7 protein-coding genes are annotated in these 12,496 nt (G+C 32.6%); all 7 read left to right on the plus strand.

What is annotated here, in order from left to right; translation table 11 throughout:
* The first annotated feature begins 45 nt into the window (after positions 1–45).
* Genes QLS65_RS14065 through QLS65_RS14095 form a run of 7 tightly spaced genes read left to right on the plus strand, consistent with a single transcriptional unit; the run spans position 46 to position 12,496 of the window.
* Positions 46–1,281: an exonuclease SbcCD subunit D gene (locus QLS65_RS14065; RefSeq protein WP_282718445.1), complete on the plus strand. Its 1,236-nt coding sequence runs from the start codon at positions 46–48 to the stop codon at positions 1,279–1,281.
* Position 1,282: 1 nt separating this feature from the next.
* On the plus strand, positions 1,283–5,017 hold the full coding sequence (locus QLS65_RS14070; protein ID WP_282718446.1) for an AAA family ATPase: 3,735 nt from the start codon (positions 1,283–1,285) through the stop codon (positions 5,015–5,017).
* 25 nt (positions 5,018–5,042) lie between these two features.
* On the plus strand, positions 5,043–6,122 hold the full coding sequence (locus QLS65_RS14075; protein ID WP_282718447.1) for a ComEC/Rec2 family competence protein: 1,080 nt from the start codon (positions 5,043–5,045) through the stop codon (positions 6,120–6,122).
* Positions 6,104–7,486 (plus strand): ABC-three component system protein, encoded by a 1,383-nt coding sequence (locus QLS65_RS14080; RefSeq protein ID WP_282718448.1) that lies wholly within the window; start codon positions 6,104–6,106, stop codon positions 7,484–7,486. The genes QLS65_RS14075 and QLS65_RS14080 overlap by 19 nt, the downstream gene beginning before the upstream one ends.
* Positions 7,464–8,009, plus strand: a complete 546-nt coding sequence (locus QLS65_RS14085) for an ABC-three component system middle component 1 (protein ID WP_282718449.1) — start codon at positions 7,464–7,466, stop codon at positions 8,007–8,009. Before QLS65_RS14080 ends, QLS65_RS14085 begins: the two co-directional genes overlap by 23 nt.
* Entirely contained in the window at positions 8,006–11,140 is a 3,135-nt protein-coding gene (locus QLS65_RS14090; RefSeq protein WP_282718450.1) for an AAA family ATPase, read from the plus strand. The genes QLS65_RS14085 and QLS65_RS14090 overlap by 4 nt, the downstream gene beginning before the upstream one ends.
* A 30-nt stretch (positions 11,141–11,170) precedes the next feature.
* Entirely contained in the window at positions 11,171–12,496 is a 1,326-nt protein-coding gene (locus tag QLS65_RS14095; protein WP_282718451.1) for a hypothetical protein, read from the plus strand.

The raw sequence follows: 12,496 nt of genomic DNA on the forward strand, positions 1-12,496 counted from the left end.
TACATAATGTAATTTAAAAGCATACCGATAAAAGCAAATTAAAATATGAAGATTCTCCATACAGCAGACTGGCATATTGGCCAATTGTTTCACGAATATGACCGTACTTATGAACACCAACAGTTTCTTAATTGGCTACTTGTTACTTTGCAAACAGAACAAATAGATGTTTTACTCATTAGTGGAGATATTTTTGACATTTCCAACCCATCTGCATCATCCATAAAAATGTTTTATTCTTTTCTAAACAAAGCTATTAAGTTAAATCCTGATCTACAGATTGTTATTACAGCAGGCAATCATGATTCGGCATCGCGTTTAGAAGCTCCGAAACCATTATTGGAATCTTCTAATGTACATATTATAGGTTTTGTTGAAAAAGATGCAGAAGGCAATATAGACTACCAAAAGCTACTTGTTCCTATTCATGATGATTCGAAAAATGTAAAAATATGGTGTCTTGCGATTCCCTTTTTGCGCATGGGTGACTATCCAACTGTATTAAATTGTGCAAATCCTTATACTGAAGGAGTAACTGCATTATATAAAGACGCATTTGAATATGCTAGTTTGAAAAAGCAAGATGGGCAAACCATCATTGCTATGGGGCATTTGCACACCCATCACGCCGAAGTAAGCGATTTGGATAAGACAGAAAGACTTATTATGGGAGGTGTGGAATGTATTGCGGCTACAGCATTTCATCAAGATATCAAATATGTAGCTCTGGGGCATATTCATAAAGCACAGAGAATAGGTGGAAAAGAACACATTCGGTATTCGGGAAGTCCATTACCAATGTCTTTTTCTGAATTAAATTATAAGCATCAGGTTATCGTTTTTGAACTAGACGAAGAAATCAGCGAGCTAAAATCGATAGAAATTCCATTATCTGTTCCGCTTCAAAGAATTCCACAAACTCCTTTGCCATTGCATGAAGTAATTGGATTATTGGATAATCTGTCAATTATGGATAATAATCTACAAACAGTTCCTTTTCTGGAAGTAAGAATACTACTCGATGGACCTGAACCAGCTTTGCGACATAAAGTAGAGACGGCATTAGTAGGAAAGAGAGTTAGGCTTGCTAAAATTGATGTAAAATATCCAGCATCAACCCTGCAAGCACCAGAATTTATTACACCAGATGAACTTAGCGAACTACAGCCTATTGATGTATTTGGTAAAGTATATCAATCTAGGTACAATATTGATGTTCCGGACGATATTCTGCAACTTTTTAAACAAGTAGCAGAAGAAGTAAATCAAACAACCGAATAAAATGAAGATATTAGCTATACGCATAAAAAACTTGGCCTCATTAGAAGGAAATACTGAGATTGACTTTACTGCTGAGCCACTTTGTTCGGCAGGAATTTTTGCCATTACCGGAGCTACAGGAGCGGGAAAGTCTACAATTTTAGACGCACTATGCCTTGCACTGTATGGTAAAACTCCCAGATATCTACAAGCAAAAGAAACAGGAATAGATATTTTTGACGTGCAGGGAAGCACACTTAGTCAGGGAGACGTTCGTAGTATCTTGCGGGACGGAACGGCAGAAGGGTCTGCTGAGGTAGATTTTATAGGTATTGATGGGCAGCATTATCGTGCAACTTGGAGCGTACGACGTGCAAGAAATAAAGCAGAAGGCAGTATGCAGGCTGATTTGATTACACTAAAAAATATTACTTCCAATGTAGATATTCCTGGCAAAAAGCAAGAAACTTTAAATGAAATTGTACGACTCGTTGGTTTAAATTTTGACCAGTTTACAAGATCGGTATTGTTAGCACAAGGTGATTTTACCGCTTTCATGAAAGCAAGTAAAGACGAAAAATCCTCATTGCTCGAAAAACTAACAGGAACACATATTTACTCCGAAATTTCGAAAAAGATATACGAAAAGTACAAATTTGAAGAACAGCAACTTCGCGACCTTAATTTCAGAAAAGAAGGAATTGCTACACTAAACGAAGAAGAACTAAAAACTTTACTCGAAGAACAAGGTGTTTTAGAAACCCAAATCAAAGGTTTCGAAAAAGAAATAGAAAATTTAACAACGGAAATAAATTGGCACGAACAGCTAGCCAAGCTGCAAGTTAATCATTTTGAAGCCAATATTGCATTACAACTATCAACTGAAGTTAAAGTAAATGCTCACCAACGCAGGCAAAAGCTACTAGTGACCGAACACGCACAACAAACCAGAAGTTGGGTAGATGCACAAAGGCATGCCCAACAACAACATACTGAGAAAACAACAATACTGAATACCTTACAAGAAACAATTACTTCGCTTCTGGAGCAAAAAGAAAAACTGGAAATACATCTTTTAGCATCAGAAACTGATCTTAAAGCAAAAAACATAGCTCTTAGTGATACTTTGCCTCTGCTGGAGCAGGCAAGAAAACTGGACACTCTGCTTGCTGAAAGAAAGGAACAAGCAGATAATGCCCAAAAAGAAGTGGAAAGTGCTTCAGTAAATGTCAACCAACAACAAAAAGTTCTGACGGAGAAGCAAATTGAATTGACCAACCTTTCTGATAAAATTAAGATTATAACAGATTGGAATACAGAAAATGCAGATCGTAGCCCCATTGCTGACAATAGAAATATTATCCTTTCTAAATTACAGGATGCTCAAAAGCTTTTAGGGATATTACAGTCTTCCAGTGAGGAGCTGGATGTATTGAAGCATAAAATTAGCACAAGTGAAACTGATAAAACAATAATTGAGGTAAACTTGGACCAATACACGAAAGAATGGGAAAGTTTAAAAAAAACCTATGATTTACAGTCCAAAGAGCTATTATTAATACCTATTGAAACCCTAAATCTGGATAAGGTAGAAGCAGATCGCTATGTTGAAAATACAATAAAAGCTCAATCTAATTGGCAGCTGTTCTACAATGCAATTACAGACCTTGAAACCTTAAATCAGAAACAACAAAAAGATCAGTCGGATTACAAAACAAAAGAGAAAACTTTAGGAGAACTTGCCCAGAAATTAGTTGTAGAACTTGCTCAAAAAGATACAGCTGCAGAACTTCTGAAACATGCTCGACTGGCATCTGCCGAAAATGTAGAAACGCTTAGAGAGGCTTTAATCGATAATCAGCCATGTCCGGTATGTGGTAGCACAAGCCATCCCTATGCAGTGCACAATCCGCAATTGGAGAACGTATTGGCTAAGTTGGAAGAAATTTACGATGAAAAAGAACATCTTCACCTCGTTAGTTATCGTGAGCATATTGCTTTGGAACAAGTGTTTAAAACGCTAGAGGAAACCATTCAAAGTCAGAGTGAGGCTCTTAAAATAAATGAAGCTGCCCTTGAAAACAAAAAGCAAGCATGGGAGAAATTTGATATTGTAAAAGAAAATCCTTCCATTACCAATGAAAAAAGAGCTGAGTGGATCGAGGAAAAGTTACAGACCCTAAAAACCAAACAAGCAGACTTGCTTTTGCAGATACAAGGTCATGCCGGCCAAAAACAACAACTTGAAGCAAGTAAAATCAAAATTGACCAACTAAAAGAAACTATTGACAGCCTTGCTAACCAAGTTAAGGTTATGCAAAATTCTATCGCCTTATACATGGAACAGCACGGTGGAAAAATTAATGAAAGGAACAAAGCTACATTGGATCTTAGTGAAGTAGAAAAAACACTTTCACCTTATTTCACGACTTCAGACTGGATGGAAAACTGGAAATCAGCTCCATCTGCATTTGTAGAAGGTATTGACAGCTTTGCTAAAATATGGAAAGAAAATGCTGAAAAGTTTACGCAATATATCCTTCAAAAAGGAGCATTTGAAGCAACATTAAAAGAACTGGAAAACCAAACCAAAAGCCTTTTAGCAGAGTTTACAAATAAGACAGCAGCGTATACAACTCAGCACCAAAATTATCTTGATCTTAAGCAACAGAGAGAAACCATTTTTGAAGGAAAATCGGCAGAAGAAGTTGAGGGTCAGATTAAACAAGCAGTAACCGAAGCCCAAAAACAACTGGATCAGCTTAAAGAAATACAGCAAGAATTGAGTACTAATAATACAAAAGCCAACACCCAAAAAGAGGAATTGCTTGTAACATTAACCTCATTAGAAGCAGAAGCCAAAAAAGCTTCGCAAAAAGCAGAAGCCTGGCTTGTCAATTACAACCAAAAAAACAACCAATTCTTATGCATTAACGAACTGCATGAACTTCTTACATTAAACAACGATTGGATTGATACCGAGCGTATGGCATTACAAGCAATTGATGATGAAGTAACAAAAGCAACCTCCATCCTCGCTGAAAGAAAACAACTGCTGGATGTTCATCAGCAAAAATCGTTATCCGAACGCCCACTCGAGGAGCTCAGCGTATTATTTACGTTTGCAAAATCAGATGCAGAACTACAGAAACATAAAAAAGGTGAAATTGGTTTCCAATTACAACAGGACGAGGTCAATAAGCATAAAATTGGTGACTTGCTGAAAAGCATCGCAACACAAGCGGGTATTACAGAAAACTGGAGCAAACTGAATGAAATTATTGGCTCTGCAGATGGTAAAAAATTCCGCCAGATTGCTCAGGAATATACACTTGATGTGTTGCTTGGTTATGCCAACATTCACCTAAAGGCACTCACCAACAGATACAAGATTGAACGTATTTCCGCTACACTTGGATTACAGGTAGTAGATCAGGACATGGGCGATGAGGTACGTACAGTTTATTCGCTTTCCGGTGGAGAATCTTTCCTAGTATCGCTTGCCTTGGCATTGGGTTTAGCCTCTTTGTCATCCAGCCGTATGAAAGTGGAATCTTTGTTTATTGACGAAGGTTTTGGTTCTTTAGATCCCACCACGCTCAATATCGCCATGGATGCTTTGGAAAGACTCCACAACCAAGGCCGTAAAGTGGGGGTCATCTCCCATGTGCAAGAAATGACTGAGAGGATACCAGTACAGATTAAAGTGAGTAAGCAGCAAAGTGGGAAAAGTAAAGTGGATGTTTTGGGGATGTAAATAAAAACTAATCAAACTTAAAACTATGAAAATAAAAATTTTAAAAGCAGGTAATGGAGATTCTATACTTTTATCATTTAAGGATGGAAAAGAAAACCGAAATATATTAATTGATGGTGGTATTGGTGATACTTATAAAAGTTCCTCAAATGTAAATGGTGATTTATTTAAAGTAATTAAACAGATTCAGGAAAATGAACAATGCATAGACCTTCTCATTTTAACCCATTTTGATGATGACCATATTGGAGGGATTTTAAGATGGCTGAATAAAGATAAAGAGGCTCCTAAACTTATTAAAAAAGTTTGGTTTAACTCAGGAAAGGAAATAGCTAAGAAGTTCGAAAGTGATGAAAACAAAGATTTAGATATTGAAATCACTGAAGGAGCAGACGATTTTCATACCAGCCCTAAACAAGGAATTAAATTTGAAAAGTATCTTAGGGATAATAATTTATGGGAAGGGCAGATTATTGAACAAGGATTAGAATTTATTTTATTTGGCGCAAAATTTAAAATTTTGTCTCCTAATAACGAGAAGTTGGATATACTTTTAAAGTTGTATGAAAAACAAAAGGACTATTTTACAAGTGGTAATGGTGAATATGATTTTAAAATTCCATTAAAAGATTTTATTGATGAAGAAAACAAGCTTAATTTTAAATTTAAAGGGGATACAAGTATTGCCAATGGCAGTTCTATAGCCTTTATTATGGAGTACGAGAATAAAAATTTTTTATTTTTAGGTGATGCACACCCATCTGTTGTGATAGAAGGTTTAAAAATGTTTGGATACGATAAATATAATCCTTTGAATACTGAACTAATGAAGGTCTCTCACCACGGAAGTGCGTACAATACAAATAAAGAACTTTTAGAAATTGTAAAAACAGATAATTACCTAATAAGTTCAAATGCAACTAAGCACGGATTACCTAATAAAAGAACGATAGCAAGAATTATTGATAATAATCCAACTGCTATCATATGCTTTAATTTTGATTTAAAAGATAAAATTTTTTTAGAAGAAGATTGGAGTAGCTTTGCGTTTTTTAAGTCTAAAGAAACTAATGAATTTACTTATAAATGGATGAAAACGATTTAAAAAGATATACGGTCATTTTAGGTGGTGGTAGTGGAGTTTTATTTCAACCTTTGGATGAAACAATAACTTATGTACTTTCTGCTAAGCACGTGTTTTATAACGAAATGAAAAATGATGATGGTCCAAACACAAAAGAACTTAAAGATATAATTAGTATATCTTACTCTGATGCACAGAATGCTCCAAATGATATTGATATAAAAAAAGATGAAAACTATTTTGAACATCCTGATGCAAATGTAGATGCTTCTATTCTAATTATAAAGGAGATCTTAGGTTGTAATAAAATTTTTGTAGATGAAAATTGTATCGCATTTAATGAGTGTTTACTATGTGGTTATCCTAGTAAAATAGATGATAATAAAAATGACAGATATAGTAATCATCAAATTAATCGTAAAATCAATATAACTAATAACGGGTATTTTAGATTAGAAACAAACTTTGGAAATCTAAATCATGAAGATATTAAAGGGTTTTCCGGCGGAGGTATTTTGAGATTAAGTAATGGAATAATAAACATTATCGGTATTCAATCATCTACAACTACGGATTATGCAAATGGACAAATAGATGTTGTTCCGATTAATAAATTTATAGAAATAGTTGAGGAGAACAGTTTGTCAGAAATGATGCCTTCATTTCTGACAAGTTTTAAATTCTTAAAGGACAAGGCTTTTGATATTTCTGCGGGGATATTAGATGAGAATATTTCTTTTACAAGAAAGTTTCTGAAAGATAAGACACTTGCAGTTATTAATAGTGACATTACTCCAATATTTATCAAAGATCTTTTTAAAGAGAGATTATTAATTAATGAAAATAATGGTGCGAAACTTAATGATGAACTAATTTATGTTACTTGGTTAGAGTTCTTAACATTAATAAATATTGCAAAAGAATTTGCTTGCACTCAAAATGATCTTGAAAGTATTTTTTCAATGACAAGATTATTGTATAAGAACACAAATGATGATTGGCAAAGCGATAATTTTCTAGAAGATTGTTTGTCATCAAACTACTTAGGATTAAATGAAAATGGTACTGTCTTTATAAAGACAAATAGCAATCCAGTCGCTGGAAATATAGCTTATTATAAGTTAGAAAAAGGAAGTTTAGTGCCGAGAATTGATGCTTTCAGAAAAAGTTATGAAAATGGAACCTTAACAGTTAATAATATTGGGAGTGCAGTATCTGATGTAGATGAGTTTGCATTTGATAAATATAATTTTATTCATTTTGAATATTTAAAAAAATACATGCTCATTGAAAATAGTGACGATTTCAAAACTTATAAAAGACCTAATGAAAATGAATTATTAATTAAACTAAAAGAAGAATATGGAAAAGTATTTGGAATATAGCGCGGATGTAATAGATCAATTAAAAGAAAAATATAAGACTTGTGATTTTCAGTTTCAGTTAGTACACGTAAATGTAAACATATCTGTATTTTTTGTATTAGCTAAGAGTTCTATTCTTTCTGAAGAAAGTTTATGGGAAAATATTTCAAAAGAAATTGCATTAAAATACCAGTCTAAATTAGAAACAGTATATGAAAAATGGAATCTCTACATCATATATATCGCGAGCGATATAACTCCCAAAGAACTAAAAAATAAAGTTGAAAATGATAAATTTTCAAGTAGAAAAATTGTTGAAGATTCTTATAGTAAAGAATTTGATAATGATGAAGCAAATCGATTAATTGTAAAGCATATTACAAATTCAGATTTAAAAGAAATTGTAGATAAAACTCAAGAAGTTACAATCTCTGAATTTGTTCCAAAAAATAAAAATATTTGGGAGCTTTTAGAAAAAGAGGAAAAAGTTATTGGAGATAGAGAAGCTCAAGGAAAATTAATTAAGGAAATTACCAAGTTATGAAAATTAAAAGTGTGAAAATTACTGGATTCAGAGCATTTGAGAAAGAGGCAGATTCTACTTTTGATTTCACTTCTAACGGTGAAATAATGAATTTTGCCTCAATTTATGCTCCAAATGGTTTTGGTAAAACGTCTTTCTATGATGCTGTTGAATGGGCAGTTACTCATAAAATTCAACGTTTCGATCGAATGGTTGATTTTGAAAAAGTAAGAAAAGACAATGATGCTCCATTATTATTAAATAAGGCTTCGTTATCAGGAAAGGTAATAGTAGAAACGAGTTTAAATAGTTTTGAGAATGTTATTAATAAGAAAAAAGTTTATAAGTACAATGAGAAACCCGTAAACGAATATTTTCAAAATCAAATATTGACTCAAGATTTAATAGATGCATTTCTAAAAGAAGAGAAAGCTGATAAGCGCTATGAAAATTTCATAGAAATTGATGATAGTTTAAAAAAGTATGATGCAATATATAAGAAAATAAATCGGTTATTAGAATATATCAAGGAGGAAAGAAAATCTTTAGAAAGTAAAAAATCGGAAGAAGAAAAATCATTACAAACTGAGATAGACTTTGAACAAGAGTTCAAAAAGTTTGATGAAATTAACGAAGTAATTAGCTATCTAAAAAAAGAAGATGAAAACATTGATTTTATTAATCAACATTCATTTAACCCGACATCTTACGACAATTTATCACGAAATATTGATGTTCGACTGTTATCACTGGAAGAGGAGCTAATTAAGGCTAAATTGCGTATTGATACAATTACTTTAGCAAGAGATGGTGAAGAAATTGAAGATAATGAATTGAATGGAGGCATTTTGTCTTACCTAGATAATAGAAATAAGATTCTAAAATTAGATGAACAATCTAAAGAATTAGATCAAATAATATTGTGGTTTGAACAGCAAGAAAGGCTTAATAACGAATTAAGTTTAAATAATGAAAATGTAAAGATTGAGCAAAACAGATTGCAGAGAACTCTCAATATTGAAAAGCAATTTGAATCTTTTCTTGCTACAAAAATTGAAATTGCTGCTTTAGAAAAAAACATAGATGAATTAAAAAACAAATCGCTAGTTGCTAAAGGTGAAAAGCTCGACTCTGAAAAAGAGAAAAACGATGCAACAATAAAACTCAATGAGCTTAAAAATTCTTTAGTTAGGAATCAATCAATCCTAAACAATATTCCGACCCAAAAAGAACAATTACAAGCAACTTCTCCGATTATTTTGGAGTTAGAAAAAAAAATTGGTGATTTATCAAAATTAATAGTATCAGGAGAAAAAAAGTTGAATGATTCAAAAGAAATTTTAGATCAATTTGGATATTATGAGAATAGAATTAATGATGATATTGAGCTTTTATTAGAGTTTAATTTATTTAAAGAGCATAAAGAATTAATTACTAGTTATATAGAAGGATCGAAAAAATTAAAGGATTTAAAAAGTAATATTGATGATGTCCAAAGTAAAATTGATAGTCAAAACCATTTTAATCAAGAATTAAAAGAATTTATAAATACAGGTTTAGAGTTAGTCAATAAATCAGAAAGTTCAGATTGCCCTTTATGTAATCATGATTATGACTCATTTGAAAAATTATCAGAGAGTATTTTATCTAATAAACTAATTGACAGTAAATTAAAAATATATTTAGCGGCAAAAAATGATAATGAAATAGAATTAAATAACTTAGTAATAAAGCTATCTAGCAACAAAGAACAAATTGGAAATACTTTTTCTGCATTAAAACAACCTTATTTATCAGAGCAGAAAGTTACACAAAATACAATAAATAAACTAGTTTTAGAGAGAAAGGAAAAGTTAAATGATTTAAATAAAAATCAATTAACCTTACAAGAATTACTTTTATTTTTTGGAGATCAGCAAACCCCTGATGAATTGCCAGCGAAGATACAGGAAGATGTATTTGAGATAGAGAAACAATTACTCGACAGGAATAAATTACTTGATACAATTGCCAGTAAAGTTTTTAACATAGATTCATTACTAAAAACATACGAAGAAAATATAAAAATTTCTGAAAATAATCTTGTAAAACTTCGATCTTCAATAGACTATGAGGAAGTAAGGAACTTCTTTATTGAAGCGCTAAATTCTAACAATTTTGAAAAATCTATATTATTAGAACGTATCACTAGTATTCAGCTAATTATCCGTGATATAGTAGTTAAAATTGAAGGTCTAAATTTATCTTTAAGTGAGATAAATACTAAATTGTCAAATTATACTATTACCAACGAGGAATACATTAAGAAAAAAGAACTGGTAAAGAACACTAAAAATTTAGCTTTAAGGATATATGATAATTATGAAAATTATATTCTATCAGAGTTTGGCATAGAACTAACTGGTAAAGATAAAGCTGAAATTGAGAAAGAATTTTTAGACCTAATTGAGAAGCAAAAGGAAGTTGAAAAGTTAATCGAAAATAAAAAAGAAAAATTTAAAATAACTAGAATTTTAAACGATGCTTGTATAAAAGCTACTGAATCAAAAAAAGTACAAGACCGCATTGAAGAAATCAACAACAGCTTAAAAGAATTAGATGATGCTGAGGGCAAATTAAATATTGAAAGAGGAAGTCTTAAATCTTTTCTTAAGAATACAATTGAAGCTTATTTTTATACACCTTTAATTAATGCTATTTACGAGAAAATAGATCCACATCCTGATTATAAGTCAATTGAATTTGAATGTGATTTTGCCGAAAATAAACCCCGTTTACAAATTTATACATGGTCGTCTAATGAAAAAGGACAAAAAGTTAGATCTGTACCTTCTCTTTATTTTAGTACTGCTCAAGTAAATATTTTAAGTTTAAGTATTTTCTTGGCAAGAGCTTTAAAAACAAAAGATCCGGCAACTAAAGAGCCTGTCAATTGTATATTTATAGACGATCCAATTCAATCAATGGATAGTATTAATATTCTATCTTTTATAGATTTATTTAGAGGTATTACTTTATCTCTAGATAAACAATTAATAGTATCAACCCACGAAGAAAACTTTCATCTATTACTGAAAAAGAAAATTCCATCAGATTTGTTTAAATCTAAATTTTTAGAGTTTGAGACTTTTGGAAAGTTGAAAACAAATTAATTAAATTTAGTAGTTTGCTAACTCCCTGAAATGAAAGAAATCGATCTTTATTCCGAAGCAAAGCCACGTTACTATCAGCTCATCCCAAACAAGGAAGATGGGCTGATTATTCTTGCTCTATACCAAAAATATCAAAAGCAGGAATTTACGGAAGACCAGATCATACAGATTATCAATAAGGTTCTTACCGATCTGGGAGGCTCACATCGAGAAGAGAATAACCGGAACAACACGATTATTCTACGTCTGCAGGAGTTCTTCCTTTGGCGCGACAGGAAAAGAAAAGTGTATGGATTTAAAAATTACGGAGAAGAATTTTGTCAAAAAGTATTCAAACGCCTTTCAGAAAGTTATCATCCCGCCAAAATAGAACGTCTGTTCAAACATCTATTGGATACTTTAAGAACATGCCTTGAAAAAAAACCTCCAGAACTGCTGATCTGGATGGACGACCATTTTAACCAGCGAAGCAATGAATTGGCTTTGCAAATTGAAATATTAGACCAGCAAGTGAGCGAGTCCGTAGATGAATTCCGCTTCCAGATCAATCAACGCCAGGACAACATCCATCAAGTAATCGATATCATTAGTGCAGGATTAGACCAAATCAAACAGCACGCACATGAACTGACTACTGGCTTTCAGATTACCTATGATATAGACGATATCTTACAGGACATGCTTAAAGATCCCTCAAATTTTGAGATTCTGGACAGCATCAACCATGTGCTGCAATACAACCAAAATGTACGTAATCATTTAGATCAGGTGAGCGTACGCATCGACAAGATAAAACCCCGCATTAGGGAGTTTATCTTCGAATTCAACCAACGGGAGCTCGATCGAAAAACAGACAAGTTTCTTCATTATTTATTAGATAACAGCTCCTATATCCGTCAGGAAAATCAACCCAAAAGACTCGTTTTTCCCGAAGAAATTGAATCCTTTAGCGTCAAGATTTCCGAATCGATACCCCGGTTTTATATCCTGACCGAAAAAGATTTCGTAAGGAAGGCACCTATACCACCCGCCGTCAGATCAGTCGACGTGGAACAAACCAGAACTGCCATGGCTAAAAACAAAGAAAAACTCGAAAAAAAGAAAAAAATACAGTTTTGGGCAAATAAAGCTATAGACCAAATAGAACAGGAAGGAAAACTTGAATTTTCGCCCTTTTTCTTCAGCATTCTTGCCCACGAGCAGGATGACTTAAATATTGCCGTAAAAACTGCGCAGAGACTGGTGAAACAATGTAGCAGCTGGCAATACAAGATAACGGTAGACCAAAACGAATATCATGACCCAAATTATCTAAATCTTTCACTATGGAATATGACGATACAGAAAAAGATCTAA

The organism is Flavobacterium algoritolerans (genome assembly GCF_030010385.1).
GTDB lineage: Bacteria > Bacteroidota > Bacteroidia > Flavobacteriales > Flavobacteriaceae > Flavobacterium > Flavobacterium algoritolerans.

Bases quoted from the DNA above. Each gene is read 5' to 3' on its own strand.
- QLS65_RS14065 (WP_282718445.1), top strand. From the start codon at position 46: ATGAAGATTCTCCATACAGCAGACTGGCATATTGGCCAATTGTTTCAC.
- QLS65_RS14070 (WP_282718446.1), top strand. From the start codon at position 1,283: ATGAAGATATTAGCTATACGCATAAAAAACTTGGCCTCATTAGAAGGA.
- QLS65_RS14075 (WP_282718447.1), top strand. From the start codon at position 5,043: ATGAAAATAAAAATTTTAAAAGCAGGTAATGGAGATTCTATACTTTTA.
- QLS65_RS14080 (WP_282718448.1), top strand. From the start codon at position 6,104: ATGGATGAAAACGATTTAAAAAGATATACGGTCATTTTAGGTGGTGGT.
- QLS65_RS14085 (WP_282718449.1), top strand. From the start codon at position 7,464: ATGGAAAAGTATTTGGAATATAGCGCGGATGTAATAGATCAATTAAAA.
- QLS65_RS14090 (WP_282718450.1), top strand. From the start codon at position 8,006: ATGAAAATTAAAAGTGTGAAAATTACTGGATTCAGAGCATTTGAGAAA.
- QLS65_RS14095 (WP_282718451.1), top strand. From the start codon at position 11,171: ATGAAAGAAATCGATCTTTATTCCGAAGCAAAGCCACGTTACTATCAG.